Origin of the sequence: Demequina sp. B12 (genome assembly GCF_028823635.1) — a bacterium.
GTDB lineage: Bacteria > Actinomycetota > Actinomycetes > Actinomycetales > Demequinaceae > Demequina.
This window is the reverse complement of record NZ_JAPEHU010000003.1, coordinates 276,450-293,316: the sequence shown is the minus strand read 5'-3', so window position 1 is coordinate 293,316 and position 16,867 is coordinate 276,450. Positions and strand designations below refer to the sequence as shown.

At 64.0% G+C, this 16,867-nt stretch carries 12 protein-coding genes; 3 read left to right on the top strand and 9 right to left on the bottom strand.

Annotation, left to right across the window (positions count from 1 at the left end; translation table 11 throughout):
* Positions 1-71: 71 nt before the first annotated feature.
* Together pepN (ON058_RS08855) and pepN (ON058_RS08850) are read right to left on the bottom strand one after the other, a co-directional pair.
* Positions 72-2,666 (bottom strand): aminopeptidase N, encoded by a 2,595-nt coding sequence (gene pepN, locus ON058_RS08855; RefSeq protein ID WP_274668685.1) that lies wholly within the window; start codon positions 2,664-2,666, stop codon positions 72-74.
* Between the two features lie 145 nt (positions 2,667-2,811).
* A complete protein-coding gene (gene pepN, locus ON058_RS08850) occupies positions 2,812-5,412 on the bottom strand; it encodes an aminopeptidase N (protein WP_274668684.1) in 2,601 nt (866 codons plus the stop codon).
* A gap of 92 nt (positions 5,413-5,504) precedes the next feature.
* Here pepN (ON058_RS08850) and ON058_RS08845 point away from each other — a divergent pair, with 92 nt between their 5' ends.
* On the top strand, positions 5,505-6,899 hold the full coding sequence (locus tag ON058_RS08845; protein ID WP_274668683.1) for an MFS transporter: 1,395 nt from the start codon (positions 5,505-5,507) through the stop codon (positions 6,897-6,899).
* Between the two features lie 18 nt (positions 6,900-6,917).
* Here the strand turns inward: ON058_RS08845 and ON058_RS08840 are convergent, their stop codons facing one another.
* The 3 genes from ON058_RS08840 to ON058_RS08830 all read right to left on the bottom strand — a co-directional run bounded on the left by ON058_RS08840 (position 6,918) and on the right by ON058_RS08830 (position 8,673).
* Entirely contained in the window at positions 6,918-7,430 is a 513-nt protein-coding gene (locus ON058_RS08840; protein WP_274668682.1) for a MarR family winged helix-turn-helix transcriptional regulator, read from the bottom strand.
* Positions 7,431-7,532: 102 nt separating this feature from the next.
* Complete coding sequence (locus ON058_RS08835; RefSeq protein ID WP_274668681.1) at positions 7,533-7,997, bottom strand: tRNA (cytidine(34)-2'-O)-methyltransferase; 465 nt, start codon at positions 7,995-7,997, stop codon at positions 7,533-7,535.
* Positions 7,998-8,019: 22 nt separating this feature from the next.
* On the bottom strand, positions 8,020-8,673 hold the full coding sequence (locus ON058_RS08830) for a pentapeptide repeat-containing protein (RefSeq protein ID WP_274668680.1): 654 nt from the start codon (positions 8,671-8,673) through the stop codon (positions 8,020-8,022).
* 61 nt (positions 8,674-8,734) lie between these two features.
* On the opposite strand from ON058_RS08830, the gene ON058_RS08825 reads away from it, so the two are divergent.
* Positions 8,735-10,594 (top strand): ABC transporter ATP-binding protein, encoded by a 1,860-nt coding sequence (locus ON058_RS08825; protein WP_274668793.1) that lies wholly within the window; start codon positions 8,735-8,737, stop codon positions 10,592-10,594.
* A 235-nt stretch (positions 10,595-10,829) separates the two neighbouring features.
* Here the strand turns inward: ON058_RS08825 and ON058_RS08820 are convergent, their stop codons facing one another.
* Both ON058_RS08820 and ON058_RS08815 read right to left on the bottom strand, forming a co-directional pair.
* Positions 10,830-11,468, bottom strand: a complete 639-nt coding sequence (locus ON058_RS08820; protein ID WP_274668679.1) for a sugar O-acetyltransferase — start codon at positions 11,466-11,468, stop codon at positions 10,830-10,832.
* 7 nt (positions 11,469-11,475) lie between these two features.
* Complete coding sequence (locus ON058_RS08815) at positions 11,476-13,413, bottom strand: M13 family metallopeptidase (protein WP_274668678.1); 1,938 nt, start codon at positions 13,411-13,413, stop codon at positions 11,476-11,478.
* Positions 13,414-13,541: 128 nt separating this feature from the next.
* Here ON058_RS08815 and ON058_RS08810 point away from each other — a divergent pair, with 128 nt between their 5' ends.
* A complete protein-coding gene (locus ON058_RS08810) occupies positions 13,542-13,994 on the top strand; it encodes a ribose-5-phosphate isomerase (RefSeq protein ID WP_274668677.1) in 453 nt (150 codons plus the stop codon).
* 135 nt (positions 13,995-14,129) lie between these two features.
* Here ON058_RS08810 and eis (ON058_RS08805) read toward each other — a convergent pair whose 3' ends face one another.
* Together eis (ON058_RS08805) and eis (ON058_RS08800) are read right to left on the bottom strand one after the other, a co-directional pair.
* The gene (eis, locus tag ON058_RS08805) at positions 14,130-15,401 is read right to left on the bottom strand and encodes an enhanced intracellular survival protein Eis (protein ID WP_274668676.1); all 1,272 of its coding nucleotides are present in this window, start codon (positions 15,399-15,401) and stop codon (positions 14,130-14,132) included.
* Positions 15,402-15,540: 139 nt separating this feature from the next.
* A complete protein-coding gene (eis, locus tag ON058_RS08800; RefSeq protein WP_274668675.1) occupies positions 15,541-16,800 on the bottom strand; it encodes an enhanced intracellular survival protein Eis in 1,260 nt (419 codons plus the stop codon).
* Positions 16,801-16,867 lie beyond the last annotated feature (67 nt).

The window sequence follows — 16,867 nt, the reverse complement described above, 5'->3', positions numbered from 1 at the left end:
GAACCACCAACACAGTGAGGGGCGGGGCCCAGACAGATCTGTCTGGGCCCCGCCCCTCACTGGTCTCGCCTCTAGTCGGCGCTTGAACCGTGACGCGCGGCCTGTGCGGCAAGTGCGCGCCGCACCTCATCAAGGGCCTCGATCACGACCTTGCGCAGGACACCCGGCGCATCGGCGTTGGACGCCAGCCACTGCTCAAGGCGTCCATCCAGGTTCTCCACACGGCCGGCAAGCGTCACCGGCATCACATACTTGGCGACCCGCACCCCCATCATGGGGTCCATCACCTGATAGGTGGGACGCAACGTCGCCAGCAGATCGTCAACAACGGTTCCCAGCAGCGCAGGATCAGCACAGTTGGACAAGCCCAACCCAATCTCGAACGCCAGCGCATTCGCCGGTAGCGGTCCCTGGGGGCGTGCCAAACGGTTCCAGGCACGTTGCTTAGCCTCAGGCGTGCCGATCAACGCCCGCACGCCAGCGGCGCGACGCTCACCCGCGGATCCCGGGTCGGCAGCAAGCTGGGCGTCCACCTCGGCGTCTGTCAGTTCACCGACGCGCGCCACCGCGCCCAGCAGGTCCCACACCAGGTCGCTGTCCAGGGGAAGGCCAGGGATCGCGTCGCCGCCGAGCCACGCCCGTGCCTGCGCAGCATGACCCGGCGTCACCGCGGCGCCCGCGAAGGCCCGTACGAGTTGAAGCTGCGCATCGGACCCAGGCTCGGCACGGCCAATCAGGGTGACCAGAGCATCGGCCCACGTCACTGCAAGTTCCTGTGCCTGCGCCACGGGGGCATACCGCTGGATCGCGGTCACAGCGTTCGCGAGGTGGCTGCCACGTACCTGCGGATTGTTGATCGACGTGACTGCACGCTGTACGGCGCTGACGTAGTCCGCGGCGGGCAGCAGACCGTCGCGGCACATGTGCCACAACGCGCCCAGCGTGACAACCTGAGCCTGGGGTGGAAGCGCATGCGCGTACTCGACGGCGGTGCGAGCTGAGACTGCGTCGAGGCGCAACTTGGCATACGTCAGGTCACCGTCATTGACGAGCAGCAAGTCGGGAGCGGGCTTGCCCACGGCCGCTGCCACTGGGGTCGAGGCACCATCGGTGGCAACATCCACAGACCACGCCGGAACCACCGCGCCGTCGTGCACCACGTAGGCACCCACACGCAACTGGTGCGGGTGATGAATCGAGGGAGCCGCTCCCGCCGTGGGCTCCGGCAGAGCCTCGGTCACGGTGAGTGAGGTGACAGCACCATCCGCGACGGTCACATCCGCACCGAGAGCCGTGAGCCCCGCCGTCTCGAGCCAGGCCTTCGACCACGCCGTCAGGTCACGTCCGGACACCGCCTCAAGCTCGGTGAAGAGGTCCGCGAGTGTGGCATTGCCAAAGGCGTGAGCCTTCAAGTAGCGGGCCACGCCGGCAAAGAACGTGTCCTCGCCCAGCCACAGCGCCAGCTGCCGCAGTGCGGAAGCGCCCTTGGCATAGGTGATCATGTCGAACTGGCCGGCCACTGCCTCGATGTCGGGGATGTCGGACAACACCGGGTGTGTGGTGGGCAACTGGTCCTGCACGTAGGCCACGGACTTGCGTTCGGCGCCGAACGCGGTCCACGCCCCGTCCAACTCTTGTGCGCGCTCACCAGCGTGGGTGCCCACGAACTCCGCGAACGACTCGTTGAGCCACAGGTCGTCCCACCACTGCATGGTGACCAAGTTGCCGAACCACATGTGTGCGAGCTCATGCAGCACGGTGACCAGGCGTGACTCCTGGATGGACTGCGACGGGCGGGTCCGGAACAGCAGTTTGTCTTCGCTGATCGTGACCAGACCCACGTTTTCCATGGCGCCCAGGTTGTACTGCGGTGCGAACAGTTGGTCGTAGCACTCGTAGGGGTACACGGTGTCAAAGATGCGTTCGTACAGCTCGATGCCCGCCTGCACAGCAGCGAAGATCTCTTCGGCATCGAAGTGGTCTGCCAACTGGGGTCGGCCATACAGACGTGCAGGAACGTCGCCGCCCTTGGACGTCAGGGTGGTTTCTTCGAACGCCCACGGCCCCGCCGCAACGGCCGCGACATAGGTGGGCAGCAGCGGGGTAGGGGAGAAGTCCCAGCGCTGCAGGCCGCGCTCCACACCAGCGACCGTGACCGTGCCGTCCACACGCTCAGGAGCGGGCTGGATCGAGTTGGACGCGACCTGCCAGTGATCGGGTGCCGTGACCGAGATCGCTAAGGTGCCCTTGATATCCGGCTGGTCAAAGCAAGCGAAGGCGCCCCGAGCATCGTCGATGGCGAACTGGCTGTACAGGAAGGTCTCCTGGGTTTCCGGGTCAATGAAGCGGTGGATGCCCTGTCCCGTGGTGCGGTACGTGCATTCGGCTTCGACGACGACCGTGGTGGCACCCGCAAGTCCCGTTAATGAGATGCGGTCTTCCGTCTGGAGCGCCGATGCGTCACGCTCCTCACCATTGACGGTCACGCGGGTGGCGGTTCCCACCAAGTCGATGAAGGTGTCCGTACCGGCGGCAGCGTCGAAGGTCACGGTGCTGGTGGAGCGGAACGAGTCCCCTGGAGCAGAGAAGTCGAGGTGAATGGAGTAAGCGGCGGTGGGCACGGCCGCGGATCGCGCGGCAGCCTCGTCACGAGTCAAGATGGGCATGAGAGCAGTCTTTCACGCGCGGGAAGCCTCACGCGGTCCCCAAGTCCCATGGCCGCAAACGCCAGTGGGGTGGCAGCGAAAACTCGCTGCCACCCCACTGGGTAATGCCAGAAGCGGTCGGGCCGGCTCCGGCTGATGCTGAGACTTAGGCGCCGGCCTGGGCGTCGACAGCCTGGTTCTGCAAGGCACGACGCACGCCGTCACGTCCCTCGACAATCAGACGCTTGAGTGCGTCGTGAGCATCGGCGTTCGCTGCCAACCAGGCGTCAGCCTTGTCCTGCAGCTCAGGGAGGCGTCCGGCCAGCTCCACGGGGTACAAGCCTTCGATCAGCGTGGTGGCCATCTCATTGGTCTTGGTTTCGTAGATGCGGCGAGCCGACTCGAAGTACTCGTCGACGAACGGCAGCAGCAGGTCGGTGTCGTTCACCAGGCTGAAGCCCGCAGTCGCGGAGAACTGCAACGCGTTGGGCATGTCCTTCTCCGCGTTGACCAGTGCATCCCAGGCCGCACGCTTGCCTTCTGGCGTGGCGATCGCGGCGCGAGCCTTGGCGGCGCGGCGGTGGCCCGATGCGGTGGCGTCCTTGGTCAACTGGATCTCGATCGCCACATCTCCGCAACGACCACCAGCGACCAGACCAGTGAGGAGGTCCCAGGTCAGGTCCGCGTCGATCTCGAGGCCATCGAGCGTGAGGCGACCATCAATGAGGCCCTGGAGCGTGTCGAGCTGCGCATCAGTCGAGGCGTGCGCGGCGAAGGCCTTCACGAGCTGGAGCTGCGTGTCCGATTCCGGAGCCGCAGCCAAAGCAAGGCCCCACAGTGTGTCGGCAGCCTGCTCTGCGGTGTCGTCGGCATAGTCCGGGTGGACGTACAGGCCCAGCGTGGTGGCGAGTTGGCGCAGCAGCACCATCACCGTGGTGGACTCAGTCTCCGTGGCAATGGAGCCCAAGATCAGGTCCACATACTGGCGGGCCGGCATCTCACCGTCACGGGTCATGTCCCATGCTGCGGTGAGCACCATGGAGCGTGCCAGCGGGTCGGTGAAACCTGCGACGTGCTGAACTGCGGTCGCGAGCGACTGCTCGTCCAAACGGACCTTGGCGTAGGCGAGGTCACCGTCGTTGATGAGCAGCAGAGCCGGGCGGTGCTTGCCCACCAGGTCAGGGATCTCGGTCAGTTCGCCACGAATGTCGGTCTCGACGTGGAGGGTGCGCTCCAGCTTGGCGTTGCCGTCGTCGCCGATCACCACGTCGTAGCCGCCAATGCCCAGGCGGTGCGGGCGCTGCGTGGGCCACTCTTCAGGAACTTCCTGGCGGACAGCAAAGTAGACGATGTTGTCGTTGGAGTCCGTCTCAATCTGCGGGCGCAGGGTGGTGATGCCTGCCTTCTGTAGCCAGACCTCCGACCATTCCTTCAGGTCGCGGCCCGAGGTCGCTTCCAGCTCGACCAGCAGATCCTTCAGCGTGGTGTTCGAGTGGTGGTGCTTGCGGAAGTACTCAGCGACCCCCGCGAAGAACTGGTCCTCGCCCACCCACGCGGCGAGCTGGCGCAGCACAGACGCGCCCTTGGCGTAGGTGATGCCATCAAAGTTGACTTCGACATCTTCGAGGTCCTTGATGTCCGCCATGATCGGGTGGGTGCTGGGAAGTTGGTCCTGGCGCGCAGCCCAGGTCTTCTCCAACGAGTTGAAGGTGACCCAGTTGTTCTTCCACTTGGTGGTTTCCACGGTGGCAACGGTGGAGGCGTATTCCGCGAAGGACTCGTTGAGCCACAGGTCGTTCCACCACTTCATGGTGACCAAGTCGCCAAACCACATGTGAGCGAGTTCGTGCAGCACGGTGACGGTGCGGCGTTCGACCTGAGCCTGCGTGGCCTTGGAACGGAACACGTAGTCCTCAAGGAAGGTGACGCAGCCAGCGTTCTCCATGGCGCCTGCGTTGAACTCGGGAACGAAGATCTGGTCATACTTCTCGAAGGGGTAGTCCATCTGGAACTTCTCTTCGTAGAAGGTGAAGCCGTTCTGGGTGTCGTCAAGGATGACGTCGGCATCCAGGTAAGGAGCCAGCGCGGCGCGGCAGTACACGTTCGCCCGCAGGGTTCCCTTGCGCGACTCGACGGTGCCTTCAACCTCGTGATACGGGCCTGCCACCAGGGCAGTCACGTAGCAGGGGAGCACGGTGGTGGGCGTGAACTCCCAACGCAACTTGCCGCGTTCCTTGCCTGCAATCTCGATGGTGCCGTCCACCGGCGTGGAGGCGCCGGGGTTGTTGCTCAGCACATGCCAGTGCTCTGGCGCCGTCACATTGAAGGTGAAGGTGGCCTTGAGGTCAGGCTGCTCGAACACAGCGAACATGCGGCGGGTGTCTGCCACCTCGAACTGGCTGTAGAGGTAGACCTCTCCGTCTTCGGGGTCCACAAAGCGGTGAAGGCCTTCACCGGTGTTCATGTAAGCACCGGTCGCCTCCACCACAAGCTCGTTGTGTGCGGCGAGGTTGGGCAGGGTGATCCGCGAGTCAGCAAAGTGGGTGGCAGGATCAAGGTCCACACCGTTGAGGACGATGCGGTGCACCTGCGGAGCGATCAAGTCGATGAACGTCTGCTCGCCTTCAGTGGCAGCAAAACGCACAGTCGATGTCGTCTTGAAGGTCTCCTCAGAGGTGGTGAGGTCGAGTTCGACAACGTACGCCTCTGTGGAGACGATGGCGGCGCGGGCTTCAGCCTCCGCGCGGGTGAGGTTGGTACCTGGCATAGCGAGATTGTGTCACGCACTGCATAGGGACGATGCCCGCAAACGTCCCGCTGTCAGCGAAACCGTCGCGACTCCCTGCGTACAATCCTGCGGTGACCCACCCGCCCGAACCGCCCCCGGCATCGGCCCCACTCGCTCCGGACGCTGAACCGGCACGCCGCCGCACCCTCGTGGACCTGGCTCCACTGAAGGAGTCTCGCACCTTTGCGCGGCTGTGGATCGGCGGTGCGATCTCGGGCGTAGGTGCCCAGATGACAGTGGTAGCCGTGGGGCTACAGATCTACGAGATCACCGAATCCAGCCTCGCGGTTGGGCTCGTAGGCGGGATTGCGCTGCTACCCATGATCATCGCTGGCCTGTGGGGCGGCATGCTCGCTGACGTCTTCGACCGTCGCCGTGTGCTCATCTCGTCCTCGCTGGTGGCCTGGGCCGCAGTGTTCGCGCTGGTCGCCCTCTCCGCATGGGACGCAGTCTTGCAACGTGACGGTGCGCATGCGCCCGTCTGGCCGTTCTACATCGTGACCACGCTCAACGCCGTTGCCGCGACCATCTCAGGTGCGACCCGAGGGTCAGTGGTGGCCCGCATCCTGCCGCAGCATCTGATCTCCCGCGCCACCGCGCTCAACGGCATCGCGATCGGGGCTGCGCTCACCGTGGGACCGGCGCTCGCGGGTGTCTTGGTCGCCACGGTGGGTCTGCCGTGGACCTTCGCGATCGATGCAGTGCTGTTTTCTGCGGGGTTCTTGGGGATCTGGATGCTTCCAGCGTTGCCAAGGCTTGGACACCAGGTGCAGGCCGGGTGGAAGGTGCTGCGCGAGGGCATGGAGTTCCTGGGACGCAGCCCCAACATTCGGATGAGTTTCCTGGTCGACATCGTCGCAATGACCTTTGGGCGACCCCTAGTGCTGTTCCCGGCGCTAGGCGCCACGCTCGTGGGCGGTGGAGCGTTGACGGTCGGAGCCCTCACTGCTGCGGGAGCGGTGGGAACTCTCGTGGTGTCGTTGTTCTCTGGCCCAGTGGGGCGGGTGCATCGTCATGGTGTCGCGATCGCGCGGGCCATCACGGTGTACGGCGCGTTTACGGTGATGTTTGGTGTGGTGATCCTCGCTGCATCGATAGTGGAGCACGACCCTACTGAGGGCTGGGCCGGCGTGTACTGGCCGGCGCTGGTGTTGCTGGGCATCTCGATGATGGGGTTGGGCGGCTCTGATGAGGTCAGTGCGATCTTCCGTCAGACCATGATCATTCAGGCCGCACCCGACGACATGCGGGGCCGGCTCCAGGGCGTGTTCATCGTGGTGGTGACGGGTGGACCCCGCATCGGCGATCTGTATGGCGGCATCCTTGCCACCGTGGTGGGCCTGTGGTGCCCGCCTTTGCTGGGAGGATTCGCAATCATGGGGATCGTCGCGGTGTTGGTGCGGGTGCGGCGCTCCCGCAACGGCGAGCGGTTCCTCGACTACGACGCGCGCCACCCGGTGGCCTAGCCTCGGGGCGAGTCGGACTTACGCCCACCATCGCTGCCACCAACGCTGGAACGCGCGTGCGGCATCGGCTCTGGTTCTGGTGTTTTGAGCGTGCTCGATTGCGGTCATGTGTGCGATCGCTGTGATGGCGGTGCGTGGCGTCAGGTGCGCACGCCACCTCGCCTCTGTGCGGCGCAGCTGACGAATCATGAGGGAGAGCACCCAACGCCCGTACGCGCTCGCGGCGACCATCACGACGCGGCCGTCGCTGATGGAGGGACGGCGTTTCGCGTACCCCTCGTTTTCCAGGCGGGTCACCATCTGCGATGCGGCCGCGAGCGTGACTTTCGCGTGTTCCGCAAGATCACTGATGGTGATGCCGTGGGGCATTCTCGCAATGTGTTGGAGGTAGAACGCCTGAGTGGGAGTGAGGTGGTGCCGGCTATCCGGTTCGATTGCACTCTGGGTGCGGCGCGATGCTTTCGCCACTGCACGAGCACCGGCAAGTAGCGCGGTTTTGCGGTCCAGCGGGGCGCTGTGTTTTTTCTCCATAGTTAAGACGTTAAGTACCTGGAAGAAACACCTTCGCCCCCTGCTCTCAGACTGTGAGGAGACGGGGCCTTAGAACAGGCTTGGGGACGATGCTCGCGAACGCTAGGCGAAGTCGGCCTGGCGCCACGCGTCGTAGACCACGAGCGATGCCGCGTTGGTGAGGTTGAGCGAACGCCGGCCCGGAATCATCGGAATGCGAACCCGATCCGTGACGCGAGGATGCGCCATGATCTCCTCAGGCAGGCCCGTCGGCTCCGACCCAAAGAGCAACACGTCACTCGGGCGGTACTGGACGTCCGAATAGATCTTGTCCGCATGTGCGGTGTACGCAAAGACCCTCGAGTCCGGCATCGACGCCAAGAACGCCTCGAAGTCGGAATGAACCGTGACGGAGGCGAGGTCGTGATAGTCCAGCCCCGCACGCTTGAGCTTGGGCTCTGACAAATCGAACCCCAGCGGCTCCACCAAATGCAGATGCGCGCCCGTGACCGCAGACAAACGAATCGCCGCACCGGTGTTCTCCGGAATGCGGGGCTCGAAGTAACACAAGTGAGGCGCAGCAGACATAGCGTTCATTGTGACAGCACCACTAGTCCTCGACGATCAGCCCCGCACGCGCCGCAAACACGGGAGCCAGTTCGAACACCTGCTCATGGGATACCAGCGCCCCCGCCAACGCAGACGGATCGTCAATGCCGGCAAAATCCAAGCCCACCAGGCTCGTATCGGCAAAGGTCGCGCCCCGCGCCGTCACCATCCCGGCACGGCAATCACGAAACTCCACCCGCGTCAGAGATGCCTCCATCACATCAAGATCGTCAAACACGCATCCCTCGAACACTACGTCCGTGAGCGACGCCGCACGCAGGTTCAGATATCCCACCTTGCAGCCCGACACCACGCACTGATCCCACTCGCCACCATGAAGTTCCGCCGCGCCAATGCGAGTCCCCGACAGCACACTGCGGCGCCAATGGCTCGAAGCGGCGCGCAGCGTCGTCACCGACAGGCGCTCAGCACGACAATCCGTGATGGTCACCCCCCGCAACGCCGTGTCCTCCCAGGTGACAGCCGTGAGATCACAGCCGGTGAAGACCGCATCGGTCAAATCCCTGCCACTGCAATCCAGCCCAGTGAAGTCAAGGTCCTCCCACACCGGTCCTTCATCCAGGTCATAGTCGTCCGCCCGGGTCAAAGGTGGCAACACAAGGGGGACGATGCGCGGGCTGGCAAGAGACGTCATCCCCTCAGCCTAGGCTTGCGCTATGCACACGCCAGCCCCTCCCGGATCGCGACGGGCCGCCATGGGTGGCATGCCAGGACGGGGAATCTCTGGCCGTGACGAGGCCGCACAGCGGGAACGCAACGCGGCAGCGCCCCAGATCCCACACCTATGGCACCGCGTCTCTGCGCTCTTCCGTCCCTATCGTTCATCCCTGATCCTGACGGCTGTGCTGGTGCTCATCACCGCATCGGCCGGTGTGATCCCGCCGCTTCTCATCGAGCGCATCTTCGACAACGCACTGTTCCCCGCAGGCGGGGAAGGCCCGAACCTCACACTCTTGGCGGAGCTCGTGGGATTGGTGATCCTGATCTTCCTCGCCACCGCGGCGTTGCAGGTGTGGCAGACCTATGTCACTGCGACCGTAGGAAACAAGGTCACTGGGGACCTGCGGACGCGACTGTTCGACAAACTCCAAGCGATGGACCTTGCATTCTTCACGCGGACCCGCACCGGCGACATCCAGTCGCGTCTGGGTAACGACGTCGGGGGCGTGTCAGGCGTGCTCACCACGTTTGTGTCGTCCATCGTGGGCAACTCGGTGACGGTGATCGCGTCCCTGGTCGCGATGATCGTGCTGGACTGGCGTCTCACCCTTGTTGCCATCGTGATGATGCCCGTCTTGGTGTTGGTGCAGCGACGGGTGGGTCAGGTGCGGGCGCGGCTCGCTTCACGTACCCAAGAGTCGCTGTCAGAGATGACTGCGATTACTCAAGAAACATTGTCAGTCAGCGGCATTCTGCTGTCCAAAGTTCACAATCGGCAGGCCCTGGAGTCAGAACGGTACGCAACCGAGAACGACAACCAGATCGGACTGCAGGTCCGGCTAGCAATGTCAGGGCAGTGGTTCTTTGGGCTCGTGAACGTCATCATGAGCTCCGTTCCGGCTGTCATCTATCTGGCGTCCGGTTTCCTGATTGCGCGTTCGCTTGATCAAGGGTTTGACCCCACCATCACCGCCGGAACCATCGTCGCGTTCACGGCCATCCAGGGACGGCTGCTCTTCCCGCTCATGGCATTGATGCGCGTCGCCCTCGAGGTTCAAACCTCCCGTGCCCTCTTTGCCCGCATCTTCGAGTACCTGGACCTGGAACCCGCGATCACCGATGCCGCTGACGCCCGCGATGTGGCACAGGCGCCAGGACCGCTGGGGAGCGTGGGATTCACCGATGTGGTGTTCCGCTATCCAGGAACAGGGGCCGATGCGCGTCCCACCCTGGACGGCGTCACCTTCGGAATCGAGCCAGGCCAGACTGCAGCGTTCGTAGGGCCGTCAGGAGCGGGCAAGACCACCATCGTGTACCTGGCGGCACGGCTGTATGAGGCTTCCGAAGGCGAGGTGTCGTTCGCCGGTGAGGACGTGCGTCGCTTGACTCACGCGTCCATCGTGGACAACGTCGGGGTCGTCTCTCAAGAGACGTACCTCTTCCACGCCACCATCGCTCAGAACCTTCGCTATGCGAAGCCAGACGCGACCGACGAGGAACTGGAGGCGGCGTGCAGGGCCGCCAACATTCACGACCAGATCCTCAGTTTCGAAGACGGCTACGACACCGTGGTGGGGGAGCGTGGCTATCGACTTTCGGGTGGTGAGAAGCAGCGCATCGCGATTGCGCGGGTGCTCTTGAAGGATCCGCCCGTACTGCTCTTGGATGAGGCCACAAGTGCGCTCGACACAGTCTCAGAGCGCGTGGTGCAGGCTGCCCTGGACCGCGCGGCTGAGGGCCGCACCACGTTGGTAGTCGCGCATCGGCTCTCCACTATCGCGTCAGCGGACGTCATCCACGTGGTTGACCATGGACGGATCGTGGAGTCAGGGACGCACGAGTTGCTGGTAGCTGCCGACGGCCTGTATGCGCGCCTGGCGGCAGAACAGGCGTAGAGAGAACACAGAAGAAGGCGGGACCGGAGCTGTTCGCTCCGATCCCGCCTTCCTGTCTAGAAGTATGGGGTCGACCTACTGGCCGCCGCCGCAGTTACACGTACCGCAGCATCCGCCGCCTTCACTGGTGGCAGCTTCTTCAGCCTTCACGTCGATCAGGTCGATGTTCGTCTTCTCAGCCATAGGCGCCTCCTTGAGGTCGGTGACCGCCCCACAACGGGGCTTGTCTCCTACTCTAAACCCGCGCGGGGTCTGGCCGTGCCTCGCCTGGCTCGACGACACGCACCACCCGCGCAGGGTTGCCCACCGCGACTGCGTTCGCGGGGATGTCTTTCACGACCACAGCGCCAGCCCCAATCACGGCGTTGTCACCAACGGTGACGCCGGGGCACACGATCGCGCCGCCGCCAATCCACACGTTGTCGCCAATCGTGATCGGTTCCGCCGCCTCCCACTTGGCGCGGCGCAGGTCCGCGTCAATGGGATGCGTGGGAGTGAGCAGTTGCACGTTGGGGCCAATGAGAACATCGGAACCAATGGTGATCCGGGCCGGGTCCAGCGCGATCAGGCCGTAGTTCGCCCACGACCGGTCGCCAATGAAGATGTTGGAACCGTAATCCACCTTGAAAGGCGGGCGGATCCAGACACCTTCACCCATGTGCCCCAAGAGTTCCCGCAGTGCGGCGGTTGCTCCTTCAGGGTCAGTGCGGGCGAGTTTCTCGTGAGTCTCCATCAGTTCCTGCGCACGATCGATGCCTTGCAAGATCTCCGCGTCGCCGCGGTAGAGGTCTCCTGCGAGCATGCGTTCGCGCATGGTGCGTTCGTCCGGTGGATCCAGTTCTGCGTAGGGATCGACGTCGGGGTGTGCGGTCATGGCGGTACTACCAGATCGCTACGCGTTCGGCCTTGGGCAGGTACAGCTCGTGATCCTCGGTCACACCAAAGGCGTCGTACCAGGCGTCCACGTTGCGGACAATGCCGTTGACCCGGAACTCGCTGGGGGAGTGCGGGTCCATTGCGATGCGAGTAATCAGTGCTTCGGAGCGGACCATCATGCGTTCGGTGAGTGCGTAGCCGATGAAGAACCGCTGCTTGGCGGTCAGCCCATCGATCTCTGGTGCTTCATCGATGGGGTGTCCAAGCGCAATCTCGTAGGCCTTGAGAGAGATCTCCACTCCGGCCAAGTCGCCGATGTTTTCGCCCACGGTGAGGGCGCCGTTGACGTAGTGAGAACCGTCGAGCTGCTTGGGCGAGTAGCCGTTGTACTGCTCGATGAGGCGGTTGGCGCGTTCCATGAACGCTTCGCGGTCCGCGTCCGTCCACCAGTTTTCGAGCGCACCGGATCCGTTGTACTTGGAGCCCTGGTCGTCGAAGCCGTGACCGATCTCGTGGCCGATGACGGAGCCGATGCCGCCGTAGTTGATGGCGTCATCCGACTCGGGGTGGAAGAACGGGGGCTGCAGGATGGCGGCCGGGAACACAATCTCGTTCGCGGTCGGCAGGTAGTAGGCGTTGACCGTCTGGGGTGTCATGAGCCATTCGGTGTGATCCACGGGCTTGCCGATCTTGGACCACTCCCAGTCTTCATCAAACACCGAGGACGCACGGACGTTGCCCACGAGGTCGGTAGCGCTGGCTTCGAGGCCGGTGTAGTCGCGCCACTTCTCGGGGTAGCCGATCTTGGGGGTGAAGTTTGCAAGCTTGTCGAGCGCACGCTGCTGCGTGGCTGGGGTCATCCAGTCCAGGCCGGTGATGGACTGGCGGTAGGCCTCAATGAGGTTGGCGACCAGACGGTCCATGTGTGCCTTGTGGTCCGGGGGGAAGTGTTCCTTGACGTACTCCTGGCCCACAAGCTCACCGGCGACCGCCTCGACGAAACCGACTCCGCGCTTCCACCGTTCGCGCTGTTCGGTCGCACCGGACAACACAGTGCCGTAGAAGTCGAAGTTCGCCTTCGAGATCTCTTCGGTCAGGTAGGCGGCGCGTGAGGACGCGATGCGCCACTGGAAGTAGCGCTTCCACTGCTCGATCGAGGTTTCGCTCCACAGCGCGGCCACAGCCTCGAAGTAGCTAGGTTCGGCCACGATGAGGAGTTCGTGCGCGGCTTCCGGCAGTTCAATGGCATCGGCCCACGTGGACCATGCGAAACCGGGGGCGTCGGATGACAGCTGTGTGAGCGTCGTGGGGTTGTGGGTGAGCTCAGCCTCACGCGACTTCACCACATCCCAGTGGTGCTTCGCGATGGCGGTTTCGAGTGCGAGGATCTCAGCTCCGGTGAAGTCGCCACCGGTCAAGCCCGCCATACGGTCGATGTGGCCGACGTACTTGTCGCGCACCTCTGCGTAGGAGTCTTCCCGGTAGTACGCCTCGTCGGGCAGTCCGATGCCGGACTGGCTGAGGTAGACGACGTTGCGGTCGGGTGCGTTCTTGTCTGCGAACACGTAGTAGCCCACCAGACCTGACACGCCCGCGCGCTGGAGACGGCCCACGGCACCGGCAAGGCTGTCGTGGTCGGTGGCGCTCGCGAGCTCGGCGAGGTCTGCGTCAAGCGGGGCAGCGCCAAGGGCGTTGACGCGGTCCACGTCCATGAAACTGGCGTACAGCGCGCCGATCAGGGAAGTGCTGTCCGCGGCTTCGATGATGTCGCGAGTGTGCTTCTCTGCCTCGTCGCGCAAGGTGTAGAAGCTGCCATCGGCGGCGCGGTCGTCGGGGATCACATGGGTTTCTTCCCATGGCCCGGAGACGTACCGGAAGAAGTCGTCTCCCGCGCGAACGGTGGGGGAGAACTCTGACTGGTCGATTCCACTGTGAAGTGCCATGACCTCACCCTATGTGGGGGAGCCCGACGCGTCGGGTGTGTTTCGCTCACGGCGAGGAAGGTGGTGCGGGGCGAGGGCAGTGGCCTTGTGGTCGCGTTCGGGGGCTTTGTGCTGGCAAGATGAACCTCATGCGCATCCACATCGCTGCGGACCACGCAGGTTACGAGCTGAAGGAACACCTCAAGGCACACTTCGCCGACGGTGGTTACGACGTTGTCGATCACGGCGCTCACGAGTATGACGCCCTTGACGACTATCCGTCCTTTTGCATTTCCGCTGCCGAAGGCGTGAGGGACGATGCTGACGCGCTTGGCATCGTTATTGGCGGCTCCGGCAACGGTGAGCAGCTCGCCGCAAACCGGGTGACGGGTATCCGTGCGGCGCTGATCTGGTCAGAGGAGACGGCACGCCTTGCGCGGCAGCACAACGATGCTCAGGTGGGGTCGATTGGTGGCCGCATGCATTCGCTTGAGGAAGCGACCGCAATTGCTGAGGCGTTCATCAATGAGCCGTTCAGTGAGGATGAGCGTCACCAGCGTCGCATCGACGAGATGACGGCCTACGAGGTCAAACGCGGCTAACAGCCCGCTCAAGCGCTCAGGCTCGGCCGCCCATTCGCCCGGCCGTGCGCTCCCGCTCAAGTGGCTCCATTTCGTTGTCATAGCTAGCTAAAACAACGAAATGGAGCCACTTGGCGGGGCAGGCAGAAGCTGGGGTTAGAAGTCCCAGTTGGTCAGCGGCGCCACGGGGGAGAGCATCGCCACCGCAAGTTCACGTGCCTGGCCCGCGGTGTGTTCCGCAATGAGGCCAGCCGCGGCCAGCGACTCCACGGACGTTCCACCGAGGTAGATGGTGGACAGGTGGCGGGCGTCCATCGACAAGTCGGCCGCCGCGGTGGGATCGTCGCTGACCTTGGTGACGGTCGCGTCGGGTCCCGATACGACGATGCGCCACACACCGGCGTTGGCGGGGACGTGCTTGTCCGTGAGTGAGACCGTGACGTCGCAGTCGTGGAAGTACTCGCGTGACTCCAGCGCCGTCTTGACGTCAAGGAGGCGGACCCACAGGTTGTCGATCACCTTGGAACGTGCACCGCGTGCGTCCTTGAGCTGGTGGAGCAGAGGGTCGTCCAGAGCGAGGTTCTCGGTGTGTGTGGTGCCCACGAGGTCGAAGTCCAGCAGCGTCTGCCAGAGCTTCTGCGATGCGGCCGGAGTGAGTGCGCCGTGTTCACGAACCTGGCACACGCCATCGTGGATGCCGATCTCAGAGTCGGCCTTGCGGCGGAAGAAGGCATACGCCACGGGCTCGCCACGGTCTTCCACAATCGCGATGCGCCAGCGCTCGTATCCGTGACGGTTGCCTACGGGGTCGGTGAACCGGGCGTTGCGGCCCGAGCCGACCGGGTTGATGATCGTGGCGGGCCGCGTCAGCTTGGCTTGAAGGTCGGCAACGAGCTGGTCGTGCTTGTCGAAGTCGGCGCGTTCCAAGCGGATGGTGAGGTCATCCACGCCGTCGACTGGCCACATGGTGGAGCCGCGGGGGATGGAGGCTTTCACCGTCTGGGACGCCATGCCGTAGCCGAAGCGGCTGTAGATTTCCGCTTCCATCGCGTACAGCGCGGACACTGCCTCGCCGCGATCAATGCATCGCTGGAAGTGGTCGCGCATCATCGCAGTCATGAGGCCACGTCGGCGGTGTGCGGGGTGAACACCTAGCCACGACAGGCCGGCGGTGGGGACGCGGCGGCCGCCGGGGGTGATCATTTCGGTGCCGAAGGATGCGTGGACGGCGGCGAGTTCACCGACTTCTCCGCGCAGGTCGTCGTTCACTTCGAGTGCGCGGGCCCGTTCCGTGGGAAGCGCGTCGACGTAGTCCTGCCGGTCTTCCTTGAGCCATTCGCCTACGAACGCCCACTGCACCACTTGAAAGAACTCATCAAGACGGTGGTCGGGGATGGAGATGGACTGGTAACCCTGTGCCTTCTTCATGGCTCCAGCCTGCCAGGTATTGCACTGGTAAAGAAATCTTGTGGAGTTTTCCCCACCGGGGAATAGGGCCGATGCTGTGCTCCAGGTGAGCGTGGCATCGGCCCGTTCCGGAGGTGGGCTGGGCGCGTGGCGGCTCCGTTTAGAAGTAGAGGTTGGACGCGGGTTGTCCCTGTCCCGCCATGGCGTTCGACAGTGCGGTGGCTGCTCCTTGAGTGTGTTCGGTGACCAGGCCAGCGCCATGCAACTGGATGATGCTTGTGCCGCCCAGGTAGGCGGCGCCGAGCTCTTGGGCGGCGATGGTGAGGTCCGGTGCGTCCGTGGTTGCGCTCACGATGGCGGCGCCGTTGGTGATGGTGGCACGCCAGGTGCGTGCGTTGGCTTCCAGCTGGTCGTCGGTGATTGCCAAGGCAAGATCGGCATCGGCGCTATAGGTGCGTGCCTCCAGCGCGGCCTTCACGTCGAGGATGCGCAGCCACAACTTGTCTTTGACTGCGACCTTGGCGCCGCGGATGTCTTTGAGGAGCGTCAGGAATGGATCGTCTGACGCGAACGACCCCATCGAGGTGGTGCTCATGAGGTCGAAGTCGCACAGTACGGAGACCAGCCGGTGCGTCGCCTTCGCGTCTAGTGCTCCCCACGTTCGGACACGGACTTTGCCCGCGGGGCCGGACGGTGTCCAGTCCAGCTTGCGCTGGAACAGTGCCCATGCGACCGGACGTGCGCCCTCGCGCACGATGACGATGCGCAGCTCCTCAGCGCCGTCACGGTCGATCTCCAGGTCCATGAAGGTGTCCGCGATGGTCTGGGGCGCGAGCGTCGCGAACATGCCGGGGCGCTGTGCCTGCGCCTGCACCTCCCGGATGATGGTGCCGTGTTTGTCGGCGGAGGCGGTATCGACCTCGACATGGAGCTCGCTTGAGCCAGCGATGTCTCGGAGGCCCACTCCGCGCCCGAGTTCCAGGTGGCAGTCAGTGACGGCCAGGCCGTACCCAAATCGCTGGTAAATCTCTGTCTCTGCCGCGATGAGAACGGAGATCGCCTCGCCTCTGGCGAGTGAGCGCTCAAAGTGGTCGTCGATCATGTCGCGCAGCAATCCGCGGCGACGGTGCCCGGGGTGTACCCCCACCCAGGTGAGGCCCGAGGTGGGGACAACGGCCCCTCCTGGGATGCGCATGCCAAACGCAAAGCTGGCGTGTACGGCGGCGAGTGTTCCTGGGGTGCCCCGTGATTCGTCAGCGACTTCGATGGCGCGGGCCCGATCCCAGGGCATCATCCGGTCCAGGAAGTCTTCGTCCTTGGCGGGGACGGTGAAGGCGAAGGCAAAAGAGTCGACGTGGAGGATCTCTCGGGATCGAGAGGAATCGACAGAAATGCGGCGGTAACCGCTGGGAGTGCTCATGCTCGTGACTGTGCCAAAATCCGACGTATATGTCTAGATTGCGAAGATCACGGACACGTATCAGTTG